Raw genomic sequence first — 25379 nt, 5'->3', positions numbered from 1 at the left:
AACACCAACACCAACACCAACACCAACACCAACACCAACACCAACACCAACACCAACACCAACACCAACACCAACACCAACACCAACACCAACACCAACACCAACACCAACACCAACACTATTTTTAGAATAAGCGAAAATAATCGTATGAAAACAAAAATAGTATTTAACTACGTATGACTGCGAAGCGCTTCGCAAAAATTTTGTAATTAATATTCTTTATTAAATGCTTTTGGGAAGTTCGTTCTAACGTTGTATTTATGAATTAAAAGTTAAACTAATAAAGGCTAAGTTAGGTATAAGGTTTAAAAATAGATAAAAAATAAAATTACAATGAAAAACGTTCAAAACAGTAATAGGATATGGAAATATAAAGACACAAAATTATCCTTAACATTGGTATCATTCGCTGTTATCGGTGGGGTATTACCTTTGTTATTTATACCTAATCTTTTAAATATTGATGATTCAATTTTTATTTTGTTTTCTTCTGTTTTTTTATTATTTATACGTTTTGTAAATAAAACCCTAAAATTAGTTTTGTTAGTAATGGTTTTCTTTCTATGGGGAAATTGGCATGGTAATAATATAAATAGTAATATAAATTTTTTATCTGAAAGATATCATTATCTGGACATAACAGTCACCAGCTTATCAACTGAAAATAAAGAACAAAAACTAAAAGTTAAAATTGATAAGGTTAATAATAAAGTAATTTACCCACCGCTTTATGCAATATGGAAAAGTAAAGAAATTATATGTGCAGGGCAATCATGGCGAATTAATAGCAAACTAAAGCCTTTACATAACTCTTTGAATGAAGGTAGTTTCGATCAACAACGGCATCAATTAGCGCAACGGGTTGTTGGTATACTAAAGAATAAAGAAAATATGGTATTGGATCCTGAATGCTCCATAAGGCAAAAAATAATCAATAATTTTATAGAGCCACTTAGTATCTTAAGAAATGTAGGGATTATTTATGGATTAATGTTTGGAGAAAGAACATTATTGTCTGAAAAACACTCGCGTTTATTACAGCAGACTGGTTTAACTCATTTAATGGCGATTTCAGGCTTGCATATTGGGTTGGCTTACTATTTAGGGATTCTTATAGCCAGAGGCATACAATATGTGCTTCCCATTCGTTTTATGAATCAGGTTCTCCCTATTGTCTTGGGATTAGTATTAGCATTTTTGTATTCATGGGTCTCTGGCTTTGCAATTCCAGCGACTAGGGCATTGTTTTCACTGATTTTATGGGTTTATATTCGAAACAGCCCATCATTATTCTTTTCTTGGCAGTGGGCGCTTTGGAGTATTGCAGGCATTTTACTATTTGACCCACTTGCTATTTTATCAGATAGCTTTTGGTTATCGAGTTTTGCTGTTTTAGCTATTTTGTATTGGTTGACCGTTTTTCCATTACCTGCACATCTAATTCAAACGAAAGTTATTGGCAAAGTCATAGGTTTAGTTCATTTACAGGTTGGGTTATTGATTTTATTAATACCAATGCAAGTAATTGTATTTAATGGTGTTAATGTCATGAGCATATTTGCCAATTTATGGTTTGTTCCATTGATATCTTGGGGAGTAGTACCCGCAATATTGGCTATTTTTTTAATACCAAATCTAACATTACAAAATTTAATTTTTGGTTTTATAGATAGAGTCATTGATTTTGGATTGCTTCCGCTACCTTTTTTTAGCCGCTATTGGATAGATCTTTTTCATATACCCTATTACCTATTATTTATTTGCTGGTCTATAGCGCTAATATGCCTATTTAGGTGGTATAAAACGTATTTTTCTCTTATTGGGTGCATTGTGGTTTTGATTTTAGTAGAGCGGAGCAACGATAAAAAGCCAGTGCATGACTGGAGTATGACATTACTCGATATTGGGCATGGCTTAGCTGTTATTATTGAGCAAAATAATTTAGCTTACCTATATGATACTGGAAACTCTTGGAAAGGGCATAGCAATGCCAAAAGGCAAATAATTCCTTTTTTAAAACAAAGAAATATAATACCGATGGGAATTATTTTAAGCCACAATCATTTGGATCATACTGGAGGGGTCAGTGACTTAATTAAGGAATATCCGTGGTTGAATTTACGAAGTAGTTTTGGAATTCATTTAGCTAAATCTAAGCAAAAAAAATCGAGTAAGTTTAAAAAGATGATGAATCTACCTTGCGTTAAAGGACAAAAATGGCAATGGGGAAAGTTGATGTTTGAAGTTTTGTGGCCAGAAAAATTATCCGCTATTTCTCATAATAATGATTCATGTGTTATACAGTTTACAGATGGATACCATAAAATCTTATTGACTGGAGATATTGAAAAGAAGGGAGAAGAAAAATTAGTTGAAACTTATAAACATAGCCTCCATTCTTCTATTTTGTTTGCGCCTCATCATGGAAGCCAAACATCATCAACTAACTTATTGTTAAGAAATGTTCAACCTGAAATGGTTCTCGTTTCATCGGCAAGGTATAGCGCATGGAAAATTCCGTCGGAAAAGGTCTATCAAAGGTACAAAAAAAATAATATCCATTGGTTAAATACTGCAGAGAAAGGGCAGTTAACATTATGGTTTAACAAAGAAAATATCAGTGCACGTAGCTACCGCGATGAAATTTCTCCGCGTTGGTATCATCTGTGGTTTGGCTTACCGCTGTTTCCCGAGTAGAATAGTGCGCTTACATTAAGTCTGGTAATTAAAAGTATGAATGATAAAGACCTTTCGACAAAACAAACTTTTCGCCGCTTATGGCCGATTATTGCGCCTTTTAAAGCGGGCTTAATTGTTGCAGCAATTGCTCTTATAATAAACGCTGCTGGCGATGCGTTTATGATTTCGTTATTAAAACCTTTATTGGATGAAGGTTTCGATAAAGCCGATAACGATGTATTAAAATGGCTCCCACTCGCCGTATTAGGTTTAATGGTTGTCCGTGGTGGTTCTAGTTTTGTCTCAACTTATTGTGTTTCTTGGGTTGCAGGTAAAGTTGTGATGAATATGCGCCGTAAACTTTTTGGCCATATGATGGGAATGCCAGTGAGTTTTTTCGACCAACAATCCACGGGAACGCTTTTATCTCGAATTACCTATGATTCAGAACAGGTTGCGTCGTCATCTTCAGGTGCATTAATTACAATTATCCGTGAAAGTGCTTATATCATCGGCTTATTTACGATGATGTTTTACTATAGCTGGCAATTATCACTCATTTTGATTGTTATCGCGCCTATCGTGTCCATTACTATCCGAATTGTTTCTAAGCGTTTTCGTAAGATCAGTAAAAATATGCAAACAGGTATGGGGCATGTCACTGCAAGTGCGGAACAAATGCTAAAAGGGCACAAAGAAGTTTTAATTTTTGGTGGTCAAAAAGTTGAAACTGAGCGTTTTTATAAAGTTAGTAATAATATGCGCCGCCAAAATATGAAGATGGTGACCGCGTCGGCAATTTCAGACCCCATTGTGCAGCTGATTGCCTCATTTGCCCTTGCATTCGTTTTGTATGCAGCAAGTTTTCCTGATATTCGCGATGAACTCACCTCTGGTACTATTGCCGTTGTTTTCTCATCTATGTTTGCATTGATGCGCCCGTTAAAATCATTAACGAACGTCAACGCGCAATTTCAGCGTGGAATGGCGGCTTGCCAAACGTTGTTTGCTATCTTAGATTCCGAACAAGAAAAAGATGAAGGGACTAAAGTTCTCAAGGATGTGAAGGGTAATATCAAATTTGAGAATGTAACTTTTACTTATGCAACAAAAGATCATCCTGCATTAGATGATATTTCTTTTACTTTGCCAGCAGGAAAATCCGTTGCGTTAGTTGGACGTTCAGGCTCTGGTAAATCGACAATTGCCAACCTAATCACGCGCTTTTATGACATTGATAAAGGTTCTATCCAAATTGATGGCCATGATATTCGTGATTACACACTGTCATCATTGCGTAGCCAAGTTGCTCTTGTATCGCAACATGTTTACCTTTTTAACGATACGATAGCGAACAATATTGCTTATGCAACGGATGGAAGCTATAGCCGTGAGCAAATTGAAAAAGCGGCTGAAATGGCTTATGCCATGGACTTTATTGCTAAGCTTGATAAAGGGTTAGATACCGTTATTGGTGAAAACGGTGTCATGCTTTCAGGTGGACAACGCCAGCGTATTGCAATTGCACGTGCTTTATTACGTGATGCACCAATTTTGATCCTTGATGAGGCGACATCAGCACTTGATACAGAATCAGAACGTGCAATCCAAGCTGCACTTGATGAGTTACAGAAAAATAGAACATCATTGGTAATAGCTCACCGGTTATCAACAATTGAAAATGCAGATGAAATTTTAGTTGTACAAGATGGTCATATCATTGAGCGTGGAACACATACATCGTTGCTAGCGCAAAATGGGGCTTATTCTCAATTACATAGTATTCAATTTAAACAATGATAGAACGTATTTGGTCTGGCAAATCATGGCTGTATGTATTACTATTGCCGTTATCTTTTCTTTATGGATTGATAGCAATAATACGCCATGCAGCTTATAAAGTCGGACTAAGTCGCTCTTGGAAAGCACCAATACCTGTGGTTGTGGTGGGAAACCTCACAGCTGGAGGTAATGGCAAAACGCCAGTGGTAATCTGGTTGGTTGAGTCGCTGGTAAAAGAAGGCTATCGAGTGGGGGTGGTGTCTCGCGGTTATGGTGGAAAAGCAGAGAGTTACCCACTTGTTCTTGATGAAAATACGTCAACAACAGCTGCTGGTGATGAGCCTGTTCTAATTTACCATCGTACTAAAGCCCCCGTTGCAGTAGCCCCTAAACGTAGTGATGCAGTCAAAGCACTTCTGGCCGTGCACGAATTGGATGTGGTCATCACTGATGATGGTTTGCAGCATTATGCATTGCAACGTGATTATGAAATCGTTGTGATTGATGGTCAGCGTCGTTTCGGTAATGGGTGGTGGCTACCTGCTGGGCCCATGAGAGAACGAGCGGGGCGTTTAAATAGTGTGAATGCATTAATTGTCAATGGTGGACAGCCAGAGGGGCGTGAAGTATTGATGACCCTAGAAGGTGACACTGCGGTTAATATTGTGACTTCAGAAAATCAGCCTGTTACCCAGCTTCAATCAGTAGTTGCAATGGCTGGAATTGGGCATCCGCCTCGTTTTTTTGCCTCTTTAGAGCATAAAGGGCTTACGTTGATGAATACCCACGCTTTTGCTGACCACCAAGATTATGAGCAAAAACAACTTGCTGCTCTTGTTAAACCTACCCAAAGCTTACTGATGACTGAAAAAGATGCCATTAAATGCCGCTCATTTGCACAGCCAAATTGGTGGTTTTTACCTGTAAAGGCGCAATTATCATCCAATGGTGAGCAAAAAATCCTAAGTGAAATAAAAAAACTTATCACAAATAACAAAAATGCTTGCCACTAACACTTCACTATGATAATAATATCGCCACTGTGATATAGGTCTAATTATTATGTATCTAGATACAATACAGTAATAATTGGATTTTATACTAGCTTAATTTCACGCTCCGTTCTTTAGTTAGTCTTCATATCCTCGCACATCAACGCTGTTAAATCGTTGTTACTTAGTTTTGTCATCATAATGTCAAAATAGACTGTTAACTTCACAGTAGATGCGTGGTGCCTGAAATCTACATTTACGGGCGTTATAAAAGATGCACACTAATTTAGTGCATCAATTGGTAAAAGTTTAATTACTCTTTAATGTATTAATAGATCGGCAATATATAAATGGGAAGCAAGAAAGAGTAATGATACAAAAATAAAAAGGTATTGTTCTTAGAACAAAAGGAGTTTTAATATGAATTTTCAATTACATATGGGTCGAGTTAAATGGTTTGACGCAAAAGAAGGTTACGGTTTTATTTCACCTTTTAATGGTGGAGATGATGTATTTGTGACAACAAAATCAATTGCTAATAAAAAAATTAAATCATTGTTTGAAGGTCAAAACGTTGAGTTTTCCTTAACTCGCAGTTCCGATGGCATAACGGCTGCTGACGTTATTGCTTACTAAATAAAAACAGCACAATTTCTCCTGCTTTCATCCTCTCATCTTCGCAGGCGATCTTAATCAGAAAGATTAAAGTTAACGGTGATATCTGCATGTGATATCCTGACTCTAAGTGAGTCAAATCCATTCGGGAGAAAACATGGATCACCGTTTACTTGAAATCATTGCCTGCCCTGTTTGCCATGGCAAATTAAGTTACAACAAAGAACACCTCGAACTTATCTGTAAGTTTGATCATCTGGCCTATCCCATTCGAGATGGCATCCCCGTTTTACTCGAAAACGAAGCGCGCCAAGTCTCATTAGATGAAGGACAATAATCGCCATGTTTACGGTTATTATTCCTGCGCGTTATGCATCAACCCGTTTACCTGGCAAGCCGCTGGCTGATATCCATGGTAAACCGATGGTTGTTCGAGTGATGGAGCAAGCCATTAAATCAGGTGCAGACCGAGTGATTGTCGCAACAGACCACCAAGATGTGGCGAATGCGGTCATTGCTGCGGGTGGCGAAGCGTGTATGACTAACCCTGATCACCAATCAGGTACAGAAAGATTAGCTGAAGTTATTGATACATATGGCTTCTCTGATGATGAAATCATTGTGAATGTACAGGGTGATGAGCCGTTAATTCCGCCTGAAATTATTAGCCAAGTTGCTCATAACCTTCAAGGCAGTAAAGCGAATATGGGCACTCTAGCTGTACCAATTCATGATGCACATGAAGCTTTCAACCCAAATGCAGTGAAAGTGGTGACAGATCATGAAGGGTATGCATTGTACTTTTCCCGTGCAACGATCCCTTGGGATAGAGACAATTTTGCGAAAAACCATGATTCGATAGGTGATTTTTTCTTACGCCATATTGGTATCTATGCTTATCGTGCAGGCTTTATTCGCCGTTATATTCATTGGGAAGCGAGCCCGCTAGAGAAAATCGAAATGCTTGAGCAACTTAGAGTGCTTTGGTATGGCGAAAAAATTCATGTGGACGTTGCAAAAGTGACACCGGGGGCAGGTGTTGATACACCAGAAGACCTAGAGTTGGTGAGAAAACAATTCTTATCATAGGTATTTATTCGCTTTTACCAATGGCATGATGCGATAAAAAAGGCGTAACCTTAATGAGTTACGCCTTTTTGTTTTTATTCGGAAACAACTAACTCAGGTGTGCTGAGTGATTCTTCCAAGGCTTGAGTATTGTCAGGCTTTATATGCCACCAAATCGTGCCAATAAACTCGTACCAAGCTCGCTCGCTATGGCTGAAGTAATAGGATGAAGGAATATATTTTTCCCATGGATTAATACCACTGCTAATGGCTAATTGATTTGCAGGGGCTGGATAAGGCTGCATACCTCTATCGGTGAACATTGTAATAGCCCTTGGCAGATGGTTAGCGGATGTCACAAGTAAAAATGGCGCTTTACCAATGATTTTCTCAACCTCGTAAGCCTCTTCTTGTGTATCTTTGGGGTCAGTGAGTGGGATTGTATCTGACTCAGGAACACCCAATGACTGTGCTACGTTAGCTGCAACTTCGGCACTGCTCATCGTGCTGTTGGCTTTTCCGCCTGTGAATATCAGTTTGCTCCCAGGGTGTTTAAGATATAAACGCACGCCTTCGGTGACCCTTGGCAGGCTGTTATTTAATAAATTAGCGCTTGGGCTCCAATCAGGGTTATAGGTAAAACCACCGCCTAAGACTACGATGTACTTGATATCATTTGGTGGGTTTTCTGTGATTAATTCATAGCGTTTATTGTATTTACCCTCAATAGGGGCGAGCAAGCTATCTGAAACGGGTTGTAAACCAAGTAGCGCTATTAACACTAAGCTCGCGGTTGTTAAGCTTTTCCCCCATTTTTGCCAGCGAGTAAACCACAGTAAAAGCAGCCCGATAGCCCCAATGATGAGCAATAGTGGCAATGGCATCAAAAGTGAGCCAATGTACTTCTTTAAGAAAAATAACATAATCAAGCCTATATTTAGGGGACTAACCACTGCCAATACTCGGTATGAGTCTGGCAAATTTGCTACATAAGACAACGAAAATTAGCGTTAATAATGCCAAAATGAAATTCGCTGAGCAAAAAAAACTACTATGCAAAAATATAGCTATTATCTGTTATAATTTACGTTTCAATTGTCGCCAACATCTTGTGTGATAAGCACAATACTCAGTGATAATATTCATGATTAGATAAATTTTCATCAAAATATGGATGAAATTGGCTAATTTTGAATGTTTTTGCGACAAATTGGCCCATAAATATGCTGTAAATGACGAATGATAGGCAACTGGATAGCACATGGCAGACCGCAACTTTGATGATATTGTCGATAAATTTGCAAAAAATATCTACGGAACGACCAAAGGCAAAATACGTGAAGCGGTGGTTTGGCAAGACTTAACTCAACTATTAGAGACCCAGTTTAAGGGAAAAACGCTACGGATCCTTGATGCAGGTGGCGGAGAAGGCCATTTTTCGCGCAAATTAGCGGCATTAGGTCATCAAATCATACTTTGCGATTTATCCGAAGAGATGTTGGAACGTGCTCGTGAGTTAGCCAAAGAAGAGGGAATTATTGGTAACATGCAGTTTGTCCATTGTGCAGTACAAGATATTGCACAATATGTTGATGAACCAGTTGACCTTGTTCTTTTTCACGCGGTTCTTGAATGGATTAGCGATCAAAAATATGCAATTGAACAGCTGGCAGATATAATCAGACCAGAAGGCGTATTTTCTGTCATGTTCTATAATGCAAATGGCTTGGTTATGCGTAATGCAATTTTAGGTAATTTTCATCTTGCAACACCGCATATCCAACGTCGGCGTAAACGTTCGTTGTCACCGCAAAAACCGCTATTTCCTCAGCAAGTTGATGAGTGGTTAGCAGAGTGTAAGATGGATATCTTAGGGAAAAGCGGTGTCCGGGTTTTCCATGATTATTTGCAAAGTCGGCAGTTACAGCAAAAAGATTTTCCTGCGTTGTTGGCGCTTGAACAACAATATTGCCGTGAGGAACCGTATATCAGCATGGGGCGCTATATTCATGTCATGGCACGCAAACAAATACAAAAGGACGATTTATGAGTGATTTTTCCCAGACCGTCCCTGAGCTCGTGTCTTGGGCACGAAAAAATGATTTTGCAATTTCACTTCCCGCTGAACGTTTAGCATTTTTACTTGCCGTTGCTGTACTGAATAGTGAGCGGGTGAATGGTGAGATGAGCGAAGTGGAATTGGTCGACGCCTTCCGCGAGGTTTGCAAAGGGTTTGAACAAACGACAGAGTCACTGGCGGTACGCGCAAATAATGCCATCAATGATATGGTACGCCAGAAAATATTTAACCGCTTTGCAAGTGATATTGTCGAAGGTAATGCAATTTATCGTTTGACACCATTAGGCATTGGTATTAGTGATTACTATATTCGCCAACGTGAATTTTCAACGTTACGGCTTTCGATGCAGCTTTCTATCGTTGCAGGGGAATTGCAACGTGCGGCAGAAGCTGCCGAAGAGGGCGGTGATGAGTTTTATTGGCATCGTTATGTTTTTGCTCCGCTAAAATATTCTGTAGCTGAAATCTTTGATAGCATTGATTTATCCCAGCGAATAATGGATGAGCAACAAAATTCCGTAAAAGAAGATATTGCAGCACTGCTAAACCAAGACTGGCAAGCGGCGATTGCCAACTGCGAACAATTATTGTCAGAAACCTCAGGAACTCTGAGAGAATTGCAAGATACGTTAGAGGCCGCAGGGGATAAACTACAAGCTAACTTGCTACGTATTCAAGAAGCGAACATGAATGCGCCTATATTTTCAGATATGGTTGATAGGTTAGTTTTTGATTTGCAAAATAAATTAGACCGTATTGTGAGCTGGGGGCAACAATCCATTGATCTTTGGATTGGCTATGATCGTCATGTTCATAAATTTATCCGTACTGCGATTGATATGGATAAAAATCGCATATTTTCTCAGCGGTTACGTCAATCCGTTCAACATTATCTCGACAGCCCTTGGGCACTCACTTACACCAATGCTGACCGATTATTCGACATGCGAGACGAAGAACTTGCCTTGCATGATGAAGAAGTCACAGGTGAGTTACCATCAGAACTGGAATTTGAAGAATTTAGCGAATTAAATGATAGGCTTGCAGAACTAATGGAAGCAGAACTCGCGTTCTATAAAACAGAGCAGCGTCCATTAGATGTTGGTCGTGTATTACATGATTACTTGCAGCAGTATCCGCAAAAACGTCATTTTGATGTGGCGCGAATTATTATTGATCAAGCTGTAAGATTAGGTATCGCAGAGGCTGATTTGGCGGGATTACCGGCAGAATGGCAAGCTATTAATGATCACGGAGCCAAGGTACAGGCACATGTCATCGACAAATATTGAACAATTTATGCCAGTTAAGCTGGCTCAAGCATTAGCTAACCCTATTTTTCCAGAGCTAGACAGCCAATTGCGTTCAGGTCGTCACATTAGCATTGATGACCTTGATAACCACGCATTTTTGATGGATTTTCAGGAAGCGTTAGAGCAATTTTACGCACGTTATAACGTTGAGTTAATCCGTGCGCCAGAAGGTTTTTTCTATCTGCGTCCTCGCTCAACCACATTAATCCCACGCTCCGTATTGTCTGAGTTGGATATGATGGTTGGGAAAATCCTTTGTTACCTCTATTTGAGTCCAGAGCGCTTAAGTAACCAAGGTATTTTTACCTCACAAGAGTTATTTGAGGAGCTGCTATCGCTGGCAGATGAAAGCAAATTATTGAAATTTGTTAATCAGCGCTCGACAGGGTCTGACCTTGATAAACAAAAATTGCAGGAAAAACTAAGAACCTCACTAAACCGTTTACGCCGTTTAGGCATGGTGCATTTTTTGCAAAATGATTCGAGTAAATTCATTATTAGCGAATCGGTTTTCCGTTTTGGTGCTGATGTGCGCAGTGGTGATAATCCGCAAGATGCCCAATTACGTATGATCCGTGATGGTGAAGCTATTTCCCTCGATGGTGAATTATCACTCAAAGACAGTGATGACGACGAAGTCGAAGATAGCCAAGACCCAGCAGAAAGTGATGAGGATGAAGAATAATGATTGAACGCGGAAAATTTCGCTCACTGACGCTGGTGAACTGGAACGGTTTTTTTGCTCGTACTTTTGACCTTGATGAGCTGGTGACTACACTCTCAGGGGGGAATGGTGCAGGTAAATCGACGACCATGGCGGCGTTTATTACTGCCATGATCCCTGATTTAACCTTGCTGCATTTTCGTAATACCACAGAGGCGGGTGCGACATCGGGTTCCCGTGATAAAGGCTTACACGGTAAATTACGTCCGGGTGTCTGTTATGCCATCTTGGATGTGCTGAACTCAAAACACCAGCGTGTCATGGTCGGGGTGCGCTTACAACAAGTCGCTGGGCGTGATAAAAAAGTCGATATTAAGCCATTTATGGTGCAAGGTGTGCCACTTGCCACTGTACCGACCGAAATTTTAACGGATGTGATTGATGGGCGTCAGGCCAAGGTTATTCCATTAAATGAGTTAAAAGAAAGACTTGAAGAGCAAGATGGCATTTTATTCAAGCAATTCAACTCGATAACTGATTACCACTCGATTCTGTTTGAATTAGGCGTATTGCCTAAACGCCTGCGTTCAGCAGGGGATCGTAGTAAATACTACCGTCTTATTGAAGCCTCGCTGTATGGCGGGATTTCAAGTGCAATCACGCGTTCATTACGTGACTATTTATTACCAGAAAACAGCGGAGTCCGTAAAGCGTTCCAAGACATGGAGGCTGCACTACGGGAAAACCGTTTAACCCTTGAAGCTATCCGCGTTACTCAATCAGACCGTGATCTATTCAAACATCTGATTAGCCAAGCCACAGACTATGTTTCTGCGGATTACATGCGCCACTCAAATGAACGACGCATTCACCTTGATGCGGCATTGGCAGCACGTAATGAACTCTACGCTAGCCGTAAACAACTCCGTGTTGAACAAGTTCGCAGTGTTGAAATGGCGCGTGAATTAAATGAGCAAAATGGCTCGTCAACAGAGTTAGAGGCGGACTACCAAGCAGCAAGTGATCACTTAAACTTAGTGCAAGCAGCCCTTCGCCAGCAAGAGAAAATCGACCGTTATCAAGCTGATATCGAAGAGCTGACATATCGCCTTGAAGAACAAAGTGAAGTTGTTGCACAAGCGACAGAATCACAAGAGGAATTTGAAGCACGTGCTGAAGCGGCGGAAGTTGAGGTTGATGAATTAAAAAATCAGCTCGCCGATTACCAGCAAGCGCTTGATGTACAGCAAACGCGCGCCATTCAATATCAACAAGCACTGCATGCGCTGAATCGTGCACGTGATCTGTGTCAATTACCTGAATTAACCATCGATAATGCAGATGAATGGTTAGACACGTTTGAGGCCCGGGAACAGCAAGCAACCGAAGCCTTATTGGCACTTGAACAAAAAATGAGTGTAGCAGATGCTGCACACAGCCAATTTGAGCAAGCCTATCAACTCGTTAAGAACATGGTGGGTGAGGTGAGTCGCAGTGATGCTTATCAACAAGCGCGTGCATTATTGCGTGATTGGTCATCCCAGCAACATTTAGCTGAGCGTGTTCAACCTTTACGTATGCAACTCTCTGAATTACAACAGCGTTTAAGTAGCCAGCAAAATGCAGAAAGGTTACTCGCTGAGTTTTGTAAACGCCAAGGACAGAGCTATGAGCCCGATGAGCTCGATGCCTTAATGGCAGAGCTTGAAGCTCAGCAAGAAGAATTAAGTGTTGGTGTAAATGAAAGTGGTGAACGACGCATGCAAATGCGCCAAGAGCTTGAACAAATTCGTCAGCGTATTGCTCAGCTTTCAGCGAAGGCTCCTGCGTGGATTGTTGCTCAAGAAGCGTTAACGCAACTGAACGAACAATCGAGCGAGGCATTCGATTCAAGTACCGCTGTTACTGAGTTTATGCAGCAATTGCTCGAACAAGAGCGCGAAATTACTGTTGAACGTGATGAAGTTGCAGCCCAGCGCCGCGATCTTGAAAAACAAATTGAGCGTTTAAGCCAGCCAAGTGGGGCAGAAGACAGCCGCATGTTAGCGCTGGCAGAGCGTTTCAATGGTGTTTTACTGTCTGAAATCTATGATGATATTACCATTGAAGATGCCGCTTATTTCTCAGCGCTATACGGCCCAGCTCGCCACGGTATCGTGGTACAAGACCTTGATGTGGTTCGTAGCCAGCTGGATTCACTACAAGATTGCCCAGATGATGTGTATTTCATTGAGGGAGACCCATCTTCTTTCGATGATAGCGTTTTTGATGCTCAAGAGTTTGAAAATGCCGTTTTAGTACGTTCATCTGAGCGCCAATGGCGTTATTCGCGCTACCCTGAATTGCCACTGTTTGGCCGTGCAGCGCGTGAAAGTCATTTAGAGTCGCTCACAGCAGAACGTGATGAACTCGCAGAGCGTTATGCGACACTCTCTTTTGATGTGCAAAAAATTCAGCGTGCACACCAAGCATTTAGTCGCTTCATTGGCCAACATATTTCCGTGGCGTTTGAAAGTGATCCTGAAGCTGAAATTCGGACATTAAATCAAAAGCGTACTGAACTTGAACGTGCATTAAGCCAATATGAAGAACAAACTTCGCAGCAACGCCAGCAGTTTACTCAAGGTAAAGAAAGCTTAGCTTCTTTGAATCGTCTCTTACCTCAAATGGGGTTACTGCTCGATGAAACCTTGGCGGATAGAGCGGAAGAAATTAGCGAAGAGCTGATTGAAGCAGAAGAAGCGGCACATTTCCTGAATAAACATGGAAATGCGTTAGAAAAATTAGAGCCGATTGTGACAGTATTGCTCAGCGATCCTGAGCAGCACGACCAATTGCGTAAAGATTATGATACTGCAAAACACACACAGCAAAATGCGAAGCAGCAAGCCTTTGCTGTGGTTGAAGTTGTCCAGCGCCGTGCTCACTTTAGTTACAGTGACTCGACAGGTATGGTCAATGAAAATGCCGACTTAAACGAAAAATTACGCCAACGTTTAGAACAAGCGGAAACAGAACGTACACGTGCTCGTGAGCAATTACGTCAGCACCAAGCTCAATCTGCTCAATATCACCAAGTTTTTGCTTCATTACGTAGCTCTTTTGAAACGAAGCAAGAAATGCTGAAAGAGCTAGAAGCTGAAATGCAGGAAATCGGTGTTAAAGCCGACCCAGATGCGCAAGAACGGGCTCGGATTCGTCGTGATGAATTACATCAACGAGTAATGGAAAATCGTAGTCGTATTAATCAGTTAGAAAAGCAGCTAACACTATGTGAAGCTGAAATGGATAACTTACAAAAACGTCTACGCAAACTCGAAAAAGATTATTACCAGCTGCGTGAGCAAGTCGTTTCGGCGAAAGCGGGTTGGTGTGCAGTAATGCGTTTGGTGAAAGATAACGGTGTTGAACGCCGCTTACACCGTCGTGAACTTGCATATACCGATGGTGACAGCCTGCGTTCAATGTCGGATAAGGCGCTAGGGGCCCTACGTCTAGCTGTGTCAGATAACGAGCATTTGCGTGATGTTTTACGTCTATCGGAAGACCCAAAACATCCAGAGCGTAAAATTCAGTTCTTTATTGCCGTTTATCAGCACCTACGTGAGCGTATTCGCCAAGATATCATTCGCACTGATGACCCGATTGATGCGATTGAACAAATGGAAATTGAGCTTGCACGTTTAACGGAAGAATTAACAGCACGTGAGCAAAAACTGGCCATTAGTTCGAAAAGTGTGGCGAATATTATCCGTAAAACAATTCAACGTGAGCAAAACCGCATCCGTATGCTTAACCAAGGGTTACAGGCTGTGGCATTTGGTCAGGTTAAAGGGGTACGTCTAAACGTCAATATTCGCGAAAGCCATGCACTGTTATTGAGCGTGCTATCGGAAGAAAGTGAGATGCACCAAGACTTATTTACTAGCCAACGTTTAACGTTCTCTGAAGCTATGGCAAAACTGTATCAGCGTCTGAATCCACAAGTGGATGTTGGGCAGCGTTTACCACAAACTATCGGGGAAGAGCTGTTAGATTATCGTAACTATTTAGAGTTAGATGTAGAGGTTAATCGTGGCTCAGATGGTTGGTTAAAAGCAGAAAGTGGTGCGTTATCAACAGGTGAAGCTATCGGAACAGGGATGTCAATTCTTGTGATGGTAGTACAAAGTTGGGAAGAAGAGTCACGGCGTTTACGAGCTAAAGATATTATTCCTTGCCGTTTATTATTCTTAGATGAGGCTGCACGCTTAGATGCTAAGTCAATAGCAACGCTATTTGAGCTGTGTGATAGGCTAGAGATGCAATTGATTATTGCAGCGCCGGAGAATATTAGTCCAGAAAAAGGGACAACCTATAAATTGGTTCGTAAAGTGATTGGTAATAATGAGCACGTACATGTTGTTGGTCTAAAAGGGTTTGGGCAAGAGACTCCTAATACAGTAACACCAGCATTACAGTAATTAGTTACCTGAATAAAATGAAGGCCGATATTTATTTTTAAATATCGGCCTATTACATTTGATTAAAGCTATTCTTGATTATTTACAACTCCTTTTCCCTGTTGAATTAAATCACAAGTACCAAGTTATCTAATCTTTTTAATAATATACCAAAGTGCTAAATTTATTGGCAATTACTTAGATAGTTTCGAAATAGTATGAATAAAATCAATAAACCCTGGAGTTTGATATCTGGACATAGACCTATATCTAATTTAGGTCATAAATACAAGACGAATCCTACCATATAAAATTAATTATTATTAATTTGATACATAAAACTCAATTGAATCTATTACCTACATAGTTGACTAAAAAATACTTCAATAAGTAGTGTTTATTTCAAATTGGTAATGTATTTATATTAAATATAAATATTGAACTCTATCCTATAATATTGTTTTTAATGTTAAATTATTTAACTAATATGATTTTTAATTGTAATATTGTTTTGCTAATTGTTTTATTTAAACATTTTTGTTCATTTTAAATTATATGGAGATTTTTAATAATGGGTAATATTGTAGATGGTGTTGATTTTTCACAAACTCAATTTATTGAATATTTTACAAGTGATGAAAATAGGGGCATCTATTCGACTGTATTTAATGAATATGGTTTGGATTTATCTAAATTGCCTGGATATTGTTATGGTTTTTCAAGTTCATTTTTAACATATGCTGCAGAAGGTAATGGTGAAAAATTCCTGAAAATGTTGAATCACTTAAATTATGTGTTAACTAATGATGAAGGAAAATCAGTACACTTGAGTAAAATAAAACAAGATGCACTAAAAATACATGCGAAAGAGATATTAGATTATTACATGCTAGATGTCATAACGACCCAAAATTTTAATGAAAAAGGTATGTTATATAGCGATTATGTCGAAAATTTATTAGGTGTTGACCTTGTTACAAAAAAAAGAAACTTCATTGAATATGTAGAAGAAATTTTTGAATATAACCATCTTTTAGCATTGAATAAAAATATAGAAAATAGTGATTATTATGATTACTTAAACAATGGAATTAAAATTAAAACTAAAAAATATTGGGAGGCGTTACATGCAGAGCCATCATTTTTTGAAACAAATGACGGAAAGGCAGTTGTATCAGATCCACTATTCATAAAGTTAAAAAATAAATTTAAATCTAAATTGAAAACAATTAATGAAAATTATAGCCACTCAGATATAACCTTTTTTGTGGATGTAATAATCACAGATGTTCAAAGAGATCTTTATTTAGAGTTGGAAAGTTATAATAGAAAAAGAGGAATTGCAAACTCAAGGAAAAATATAAACAATTATGGGAATCAAGGTTTATATGAAATTAAGTTAAGTGAATTAAGTTCTAGTTTGATGGAGCATACTCGTAATAGTAAAGAGCCCTTTTTATGCCATTTTTCATCAGAGCAACACTCAATGGCGATCAGTGTTAATTATGATGATGAAAATAAAAATTGGAAATATAGATTCTTTGATCCTAATGCGGGCACTTATATGGCCGATGAACATCAAGTATTTGTTGATTTTATAGAGCACTTTATCTCTATGAATAAAGAGAATTATAATTTTAGTTCATTTGAGAATGGTGAGCATAAAGTTTATATTTCTATAGTTGGAAATTCTGCAACTCAAAGTGATAGAGGAAAATTTAAAGGAATAGAAGCTAAAAGACTAAGGGACCTAGAAATAAAATTATTAATAGAAAGAAAAGAAATAATTGAAGATAATGAATTAAGTATAAAGCTAATTTATACAGGCTATAATGAACAAAAAAATATAGTAGAAGCTCAAGTTACAGTTAATGGTAAGATAATTACTATTTTTTCAGATGTTATGGAATTTACTGATTTGTTCGATAAGTTGAAATCTAGCAAAGATTTATTAAAGACAATAGAGGGGGATATATTCATTTCTAAAAATGAATATAAAGTATATCAAGTTAACCACAGGTTTAATATTAATGAAGATAAAAAAATTGAACAGTATATTGATAATAACAAGGTGATAGCTAAATTAGATACAGATTTCTTTGACACACATATTAATCATATGAAAGAGGATCGATTGCTTACCTTAGCTGGAGAACAATCAGCGAGTACTGAAAAAATTGACTCCTGGCTTGACCCATATGAAATATACCAAGCAGAGCGTGCTAAAGATGCTGATCCTGACAGAGCAAGAAAGCCCACTGAGTATAGTTATAATGTCATTGTTCAAATTGAAGGGGATGAGATATCAAGTAAAGCGACTGCGCATGCTTTCTCTAAACACCCAGATAACTCAATGATTATTCAATATGACATAAAGTCTCGTCAATATAAAATAATTCATGGTGAAATTAACCGACTTAATTTAGATAGGGTCAGATGGATAACTGTTGGTCACGGTGGTTATATCGGTGGCGGTAAGCCAACTTTATATGGAAAGAATACACCTGAACAATTTGCGGAAGGAATGAGTTATTTACGTAAAAAAATATTAAATAGTCAAAGTCCAGATAAATTAGTGTTAATTGGTTGCAATTTAGGCCGAGGAGGAGTTAGTGAAAACTTTGCATTTGGTGTCACTGGAGCCCTCGCTGAAAAAGGCATGAAGATGCCTATTATTGCCTATAATCGAAAAGTAAGTGTTATTTATATGGGTAATAAGTTGATCGTGCCTGATGACACGGTATTAGATTCAATAACCACTAAACACTTCAAGCAAACCTATCAATTTGATCCGAAAATATTGGAAATTAACATTAATAATAAACTAGGAGCCGTCTATTTTATTGATGAGCTACGTCGCGGTGAAATAGATTTTAAACAGTTAATAGACAATGAAAATCATTTTATGTTTGAGGGATTAGGTATGATTCCTGGGATAGATTCATTTGCTAGTTTTAGGGACGGTGACTCATATAATATAGACTTTAATTTGCTAAGAAAAGTAGCTTACAATCCAGAAGGTTATAAACAATTTATCGATGAGGTGGCAAAACATAAAGGGGAGCTGCCTGATGACTTTCATGCCTATTTTTCTAATAAATTGCGTAAGCTAGATACACCAATATGGGAAATGGTTGATGCGGACTATATAAAAAATAACCCTTTAAGAAATCGGGGGCAGGATGGTTCATTCATTACTGTCGTAATACGCTTGACTGGAGAATCTAAAGGGCTAGATATGGCACAGAGGTTAGCAAGGTCAGAACCTGATAACGTCATGATTATTCAGGCAGACCCTAACCTAGAACAATGGGACATGAAGCAATGGAATTTAGAATATGGTTCGGTTTCTAATTTACAGAGCAAAGAAAAACCCGTTAGATGGGTTTTGATTGGTGACTCTGATACGGTTATCAAAACAAATAAAAACTTACACTCTTTATTAGCAAATATACGAGACGAATACCCGTTTATTAACCCTAAGCAAATTTTATTCCAAGGGATTGATACAACAATGGTTACTACGGCTGGAGATCACAAGCAGTTTACTAATGACTTATCAACGAAGCTTAAAGAGTTTGGTTTTGACTCGCAAGTAATCTCGAAATTAACATTCCAACCTGTATCTAAACCGATATCTCAGCCAGTAGCCACAAACCATATGCAGGCAACGCTTACAGCCAATAATAATCATGAATATTTGAGCACATTGCTTGAGAATATAGCACTTGAAAATACTGTAATCAAAGATATAAATATTACAGATCATCCTTATTTAGCTAATTACTTTACGGATTCTAATGGTCAGCTTGATATTAAAAAATTAAAAATTGCAATTTATGATCCTTTAGTTAGCCCTAAAGTAAACGAATATTTAAATCAAGCAAAAAACGAAGATTTAACGCAGTGGAATAGTCTATTTAAATCGAAGCCATTAGGTTCACTACAAGAGCAAGCAGGTAATATTAATAGAATATTAGTCTCTATTCAAAATGACCTATCGTACATTAATAAATTAAGCGAAGATTCTATTGAACAATTGAGGGTATTATTCCCTGCTATTAATGGATTCGATAAAGGAAAAGTGCTCGCGTTATCGACTGACCGCAATGCCTTCATGTTACTAAGCCTTGATTTAAAAAATTTTAGTCAACTGAATCCTTATAATTTTGACTCAGAAGACGCTCCTTTAAAAGGGCTGTTATTGGATAAAGCCTTATCATTATATCAAGAAAATAATAGGCAGAGGCAGCAGCAATTTAATCAGTTAATAAATAATACGAAAAATAACTCCAATGGAAGTGAAGTTAATTTAATTAACCATGGAATGATTAGACAACATGGCTATTCAGAAAATCTAGACAAAAAGTTAGGGCTTACCTATGGTTTGGAATCATTATTAGGCGATATTGATTCAGCTCGAATTTTGATGAAAAGAAAAGCATATTTAGAGCAGCAGCAACACGAAGGCTTATTAAGCAATAGTGAAGAGGTGTTACTAAAGAAACTAGAACAGTATTCAAGCCATATTGATAGAGGATTGAGCGATACGGGTATTTTGGTGGAAGACCTACATCTATCCAATATTTTAACGGCTGAGCTATCTGATGTAGAGCTGTATAAGGGCGCAATATATTTATTAAAAGGAGAGTCAACCACCTATACAGTAACATATAAACTTCAAGATGGTATTTATCAATATAGCTTATTTGATCCGAACGGTATTCAAATTCAAGTTAAACAACAAAATAAAAGGCAAGCCAAGAGTGATTTTAGAAAAGTATTAACGAGCTATTTAAATGAGGAAATTTCTATTGAAAATGGGAAATGGGTATCACGGGCAAAGCATGCTGGCTTTATAGTTGACAGTAATGGTGAGCCAAGAGGAACGATCGTATTTATTGACCCTCTCTCTACTGATCTTAAAGAACGTATGAGCCTCTATAGTCAGCAACGAAACGATATTATTAATCATACAGATTTTAATGAACCTAAAAATAGTTGGATTAATATTAAAGGTGAAGACATATCGCTAGCTAAATTGCAGAAATTAGGGACTACAATTGATGGAAAAGCGATAACAGTTGAAGAAACTAGAAGTGAAGGTTGGTCAAATAAAATTCGTTTTAATGCGCAAAGCCTTGCAGCTGAATTAACTTTATTGAGCGGTAGCGACTCAGATCTCGCCTTTCTAAAAGCACTGAGTCTGCAATTAAATGATACCGATATAGCAGATATTGTAGAGTATGATGCAGACTTTCGCGATACTGCAATATTAAAAAAACAATTAAAATATCTAGCAAAATTTAAAGACGCTAATGGAATAAAGTTTACGCCAAAACATATTGAAAAATTAAGAGGATATGGCGTGAAATTACCTCCTTTTCAAAAATTTGGTAATCGACTTGGTCAGGTTATGGGCGGAGTAGGTATTGGGCAGACTTTAGTGAGCATTTATAGCATTATTGATAGGCTAAATAACCCTGATATTACAGAAGATGAATATGATGAGCTAAAAAAACAGTTATACATCACATGTGGTTCGGCATTAGCCAATTATGGTGACATGATTGTTCAACCGGTTCTATTGAAAATGGCTGGAAACAGTTCTTCGCTGGTAAGATCTCGTTTGGCGATGGGAGTACTTATTGTATTTAATTTAGTTGGGATGGGATTTGATGCCTACCAAGCCTACGATAACTTATCGAAATTAGAAAGTGTCTCTGATCCAAAACAGCGAGAAGACTTAATCGTTAATGCCTCGCTTTCTATTGCTAGTTTTATTGTCAATGGCATTGTTATTATTAGTATTTTAGCAGCTTCTTCAACAATCCCCGTAGCTGGTTTAGTTATAGGTGCAATTTTAATGATTGGCGGATGGATCTATAATGGGATAAGGGCAGTTGAAAATATTAAAGAACAAATAGATATTAGTTGGGATCGTGAATTAGAAGAGGGGATCAGAGGCGCATTTGGTTTACCCCCGACGATTCGAACTCAACAAGAAATAATGAATAAAAACTATATCGCCTTATTCATGCATAATGAGTGGCTAGAGTCTTTAAATACATTTGAACAGCTTTTTGAGGATTTAGGTTTTAGTCATCACTTAAAAGTAATGGAAAAACCTATTATTGAGAATGAAGAAAGATTTTATTTAGTTGATGAAGATAATAACTATTTTGGAGGGCCTCTTGCTGATGTTCATCTTGGACACGGATTTTCAGAAATAAAATACCTTAAGCGGGGAGCTCCTACTTATAGTTGGAGAGAAGCGGATATATTACAAAGGAATTATCATTTACAGCCAAATGGCCATACTCGGGCGAAAAGACCTTATGAAGCCGCATCCCGTAAATATGTCAAGCAATTGAGTGAAGTGAAAGGCCTAAAACAAGTTGGCTCAGTACCGACAAGTGAGCGTTACTCTTTTAATGTGGACTACAATAACCCATTATTAGATAGATATAATGCTAAGCATGGAATTGAACGGCACTATTATCAAATTCCTTTTGAGCAGCAATTTAAACTATCAGCTCAAAAGCAAATTAATCTATATATTACAAAAGGGGGATACAGCCATTTTAAAGAAAGCATAACGCAGGTTTCTGATGATGCGCCTAATGGTATGACTATTGAGGGGGGAAATATTGATGAGATTACTTTGAGTTTAAATAATATTTTTTCAAAAGGTATGAGTATTGATACTGCTACTGGCGATGATGTCGTTATTGGTAAGAAAAATAAAATGAACGCATTTCAAATCTCTACAGGAGAAAAATATCTTGTAGGAGGAAATAAGACAGATTATTTTTATTTGAATGATAGTGACATTAACTCATTGAAATCGGGTGGAAATGAACCGACTAAATATTTAGATGGTCTTTTAGGTCAAGACACTCTAATGATGAGTGAGCCGATTTTTGGTTATAGCGTCCATGTTAATTTAAATGAGTGTCGTGTGAGTTATCAAAATGATAAAACAGGGGATGCTATTAATGTTGCAAACATTGAAAATATTGAAAATATTATTTTATTCAATAAGTCTAATGATGAAGTTCATGGTGATGAACAACAAAATATTATTGATGTAGGAGCTGGAAAAGATAAAGCATATGGGTATGGCGGTAATGACCGATTGATACTTGTGGAAGGTGAGGCTCATGGGGGGGATGGTGATGACAGTTATTATATTCGACGTTTTGATTGGACAGAACATGCCCCATATTTTTATCGGACACGTACAAAGTACAATCGAAAGAATAAAAATTTCGTAGATGTTCCCTATATAAACCCTGAGTACTTTAAGATAAATGAACATAAAAAAGTGTTCGTGTCTATAAATGAAGATAGCCAGTCAGTTAGCTCTATAGATATCGAATATACCTTAGATGAAATATCTGCTGTTTATATAGAAAATAATCATTTGTATATCAAGTTATCATTAGAGCCTGAAAATAAATTAGGCCATACATTTACTAATGTAAAAAGTGAAGTCACTATCGAATTAAGAAATGCTTATTTTACAACGGCAGATGGTAGAAAGTTACAACATAGTTATAATATAACCACTCGTGATGGGTTTACGTTTAATAGTGAATTAAAAACATTTTCAAATGAAGAGGATAAATCTATAAAAAAAGATTTGTTCAGTATTACTTATCTTCAAGATAATGATCAATTATCCCATTCCAGAAATGATAATGTTTATATTAATGAACAATCAAAAGAGATAACCATTCGTGGTGTTACCAAGCCATTATCCCCTTCTTGGGGGTATTTCTACGCTGCTGGAAAAGCGAAAAATTTTCAATATCAAGGAACTGATGAAAATAATCAAGTACAAGGGATTAGTGAAGGTGCTTTTATTACAGTTAGCTTAGGTCAGGATGTCTACCAAATAATTCCAACACTTTACAAAAATGGGGAAGTTATTTTTGATTTTTCTGAGGTAAAAGACCGTTATAGCAAAGAAGATAAAATCGTGTTGTTATTACCTACCGAAAATGCTTATTCATTTACTTTAGATGGAAAAATATTGAGAGTCAAAGATAAGTTAAATGAAGAAAAATTTAGCATAAGATTCGAGAATTTTGATGAAAGTATGAGTGATTCAGTCATTATACAAGATAAGTACAGTAATATATTCAAGCTAAAATTACAGCAAGAAGGCGGTACGATAGATAATATTGAGCAGGTAACCAAGCGCATTGATGATAATTATATTGTTACTTTACCAGCAGGTTACCTTTCTAATGAACCTGTCATCGCTGGTGAGGATGGCGATGATATTATTACTGACAGAAGTATGATGGGGCGTATTATTTTAGGCGGGCGAGGTGATGATACGATAAAGGTTTTTGGTGGAAATAATGTTCTTTTAGGCGGTGAAGGGGAAAATAGCCTTAGCGGAGGAGAGGGGCATGACTTTCTACTTTCTAGTCAGGGAAATGACATTCTAATGGGAGGGAAAGGAAACGATCATTATTTAATTGATGGTAGTTATGAGGGGATGGTTTTCATTGATGATACCGAAGGATATAACCATATCCACCTTGTTAATTTTAGTGGTGAAACACAAGAGGAAGCAGATGAGAATGGCAATGTGTATCGTAGATATCGCTCTGATTTTGATAAATATGTTATCGTGAAATTCAAATCTGAAGAAAGGAATACACCTCAAATTCATATCTATCCACAGTTGACACCAAAACTACAAAAGTTGATGGAATATAATTCAGAATCATTAATAGGTGAATTAACCAAAGAGCTATCGAACACAAATAAAACTGGGCAATTATCTACTTGGAATCCTGTTGAAAAGTTACATGGTATATTGGAAGGTATCCAAAAACCAATATCACTGACACCTAGAAGTGAATATTTATTCCTTGATTCTACGAATTCTAAGGGAAATTGGCTAGTAAATACCTTGGAAGGTGATGATACTGTTAATGATAAAAGCGGTGATGGCCGCATTATTATGGGTGATGGGGGATTTAAGCGGTTTTCAGCCGATGGCGGAAATAATGTGCTATATGGTGGTAAAGGTGAAAGCTCATTGGTTGCTGGTAGCGGTGATGATGTCCTGATTTCACTATCTGGCGATGATGTGTTAAATGGGATGGAAGGGGACGACCTTTATGTTGTAAATGGATATGGAGAGGGACATGTGGCTATTTATGCTACGCAAGGAGAAAATAAAGTCATTTTGGTAGGTTTTGATGGTGGCAAGCTAATTGAAGATAAACGGTCGAATGGCATTGTAGAATCAACATTGACCTCAAATACTGGGCGAGTCGTAACTATCTATTATCGTAACCATGAATACTCAGATAGCGATAGTGTGTCCGTAGAGTTTTATAAAGATAATAAAGATCTATGGAAAAATCATAGCGAATTAGTTGTCGATAGATTACTTCAAGTATTGGCGAGCAGTCGGGAAAAATATGAGAATAACCTAGATATGGCTTTGCCTGTACATGAACAAAGTAACTGGGCTCCTACCACTTATGTTGAGTCCTACTTAGCGAAAACATTTTAAGGTAGTGAAGGTAAAGTAACCCTATAACTTTTATAAAAACGCTCAAGTCAATAGATTGAAATGAGCGTTTTTTTATTATGGTATCAGTCAATTTAAGTCCCATCATATGGGATTATGATTTAATAACTTGAGTGTACACCACTTGGTAAAATTATTGTTTAATTAATTTGAATAAAACAAGGTTTTTCAAACATATTTCC

At 37.7% G+C, this 25379-nt stretch carries 12 protein-coding genes; 11 read left to right on the top strand and 1 reads right to left on the bottom strand.

Annotated features, from left to right (window positions below; all coding sequences use genetic code 11):
* The first annotated feature begins 333 nt into the window (after positions 1–333).
* From PR808_RS04060 to kdsB, 6 genes are all read left to right on the top strand, one after another.
* Positions 334–2697 carry a DNA internalization-related competence protein ComEC/Rec2 gene (locus PR808_RS04060; protein ID WP_272538758.1) on the top strand — a complete coding sequence of 788 codons (2364 nt, stop codon included), beginning with the start codon at positions 334–336 and terminating at the stop codon, positions 2695–2697.
* A 36-nt stretch (positions 2698–2733) separates the two neighbouring features.
* On the top strand, positions 2734–4479 hold the full coding sequence (msbA, locus tag PR808_RS04055) for a lipid A ABC transporter ATP-binding protein/permease MsbA (RefSeq protein ID WP_206086643.1): 1746 nt from the start codon (positions 2734–2736) through the stop codon (positions 4477–4479).
* Positions 4476–5474: a tetraacyldisaccharide 4'-kinase gene (gene lpxK / locus PR808_RS04050; RefSeq protein ID WP_272538757.1), complete on the top strand. Its 999-nt coding sequence runs from the start codon at positions 4476–4478 to the stop codon at positions 5472–5474. The genes msbA and lpxK overlap by 4 nt, the downstream gene beginning before the upstream one ends.
* A gap of 399 nt (positions 5475–5873) precedes the next feature.
* Positions 5874–6089 carry a cold-shock protein gene (locus PR808_RS04045; RefSeq protein WP_206086645.1) on the top strand — a complete coding sequence of 72 codons (216 nt, stop codon included), beginning with the start codon at positions 5874–5876 and terminating at the stop codon, positions 6087–6089.
* A 136-nt stretch (positions 6090–6225) separates the two neighbouring features.
* On the top strand, positions 6226–6405 hold the full coding sequence (locus PR808_RS04040; protein WP_206086646.1) for a Trm112 family protein: 180 nt from the start codon (positions 6226–6228) through the stop codon (positions 6403–6405).
* A 5-nt stretch (positions 6406–6410) separates the two neighbouring features.
* Positions 6411–7157: a 3-deoxy-manno-octulosonate cytidylyltransferase gene (gene kdsB, locus PR808_RS04035; protein WP_206086647.1), complete on the top strand. Its 747-nt coding sequence runs from the start codon at positions 6411–6413 to the stop codon at positions 7155–7157.
* A gap of 74 nt (positions 7158–7231) precedes the next feature.
* Here the strand turns inward: kdsB and elyC are convergent, their stop codons facing one another.
* A complete protein-coding gene (elyC, locus tag PR808_RS04030; RefSeq protein ID WP_206086648.1) occupies positions 7232–8059 on the bottom strand; it encodes an envelope biogenesis factor ElyC in 828 nt (275 codons plus the stop codon).
* 338 nt (positions 8060–8397) lie between these two features.
* Here elyC and cmoM point away from each other — a divergent pair, with 338 nt between their 5' ends.
* The 5 genes from cmoM (at position 8398) to PR808_RS04005 (ending at position 25179) form a co-directional block, all read left to right on the top strand.
* On the top strand, positions 8398–9186 hold the full coding sequence (gene cmoM / locus PR808_RS04025; RefSeq protein WP_206086649.1) for a tRNA uridine 5-oxyacetic acid(34) methyltransferase CmoM: 789 nt from the start codon (positions 8398–8400) through the stop codon (positions 9184–9186).
* Positions 9183–10508, top strand: a complete 1326-nt coding sequence (mukF, locus tag PR808_RS04020; protein WP_206086650.1) for a chromosome partition protein MukF — start codon at positions 9183–9185, stop codon at positions 10506–10508. Before cmoM ends, mukF begins: the two co-directional genes overlap by 4 nt.
* Positions 10489–11214, top strand: a complete 726-nt coding sequence (gene mukE, locus PR808_RS04015; RefSeq protein ID WP_272538756.1) for a chromosome partition protein MukE — start codon at positions 10489–10491, stop codon at positions 11212–11214. Before mukF ends, mukE begins: the two co-directional genes overlap by 20 nt.
* Entirely contained in the window at positions 11214–15656 is a 4443-nt protein-coding gene (gene mukB, locus PR808_RS04010) for a chromosome partition protein MukB (protein ID WP_272538755.1), read from the top strand. The genes mukE and mukB overlap by 1 nt, the downstream gene beginning before the upstream one ends.
* Before the next feature lie 550 nt (positions 15657–16206).
* Positions 16207–25179, top strand: coding sequence for a C80 family cysteine peptidase (locus PR808_RS04005; protein WP_272538754.1), 8973 nt, complete (start codon positions 16207–16209; stop codon positions 25177–25179).
* The last annotated feature ends 200 nt before the right edge of the window (positions 25180–25379 follow it).

This window comes from Providencia sp. PROV197 (assembly GCF_028479625.1).
Classification (GTDB): domain Bacteria; phylum Pseudomonadota; class Gammaproteobacteria; order Enterobacterales; family Enterobacteriaceae; genus Providencia; species Providencia vermicola.
Note: the sequence above shows the minus strand (reverse complement) of the source record. Positions and strands in the feature narration are given on the sequence as shown.

Bases quoted from the DNA above. Each gene is read 5' to 3' on its own strand.
- PR808_RS04060 (WP_272538758.1), top strand. From the start codon at position 334: ATGAAAAACGTTCAAAACAGTAATAGGATATGGAAATATAAAGACACA.
- msbA (WP_206086643.1), top strand. From the start codon at position 2,734: ATGAATGATAAAGACCTTTCGACAAAACAAACTTTTCGCCGCTTATGG.
- lpxK (WP_272538757.1), top strand. From the start codon at position 4,476: ATGATAGAACGTATTTGGTCTGGCAAATCATGGCTGTATGTATTACTA.
- PR808_RS04045 (WP_206086645.1), top strand. From the start codon at position 5,874: ATGAATTTTCAATTACATATGGGTCGAGTTAAATGGTTTGACGCAAAA.
- PR808_RS04040 (WP_206086646.1), top strand. From the start codon at position 6,226: ATGGATCACCGTTTACTTGAAATCATTGCCTGCCCTGTTTGCCATGGC.
- kdsB (WP_206086647.1), top strand. From the start codon at position 6,411: ATGTTTACGGTTATTATTCCTGCGCGTTATGCATCAACCCGTTTACCT.
- elyC (WP_206086648.1), bottom strand. From the start codon at position 8,059: ATGTTATTTTTCTTAAAGAAGTACATTGGCTCACTTTTGATGCCATTG.
- cmoM (WP_206086649.1), top strand. From the start codon at position 8,398: ATGGCAGACCGCAACTTTGATGATATTGTCGATAAATTTGCAAAAAAT.
- mukF (WP_206086650.1), top strand. From the start codon at position 9,183: ATGAGTGATTTTTCCCAGACCGTCCCTGAGCTCGTGTCTTGGGCACGA.
- mukE (WP_272538756.1), top strand. From the start codon at position 10,489: ATGTCATCGACAAATATTGAACAATTTATGCCAGTTAAGCTGGCTCAA.
- mukB (WP_272538755.1), top strand. From the start codon at position 11,214: ATGATTGAACGCGGAAAATTTCGCTCACTGACGCTGGTGAACTGGAAC.
- PR808_RS04005 (WP_272538754.1), top strand. From the start codon at position 16,207: ATGGGTAATATTGTAGATGGTGTTGATTTTTCACAAACTCAATTTATT.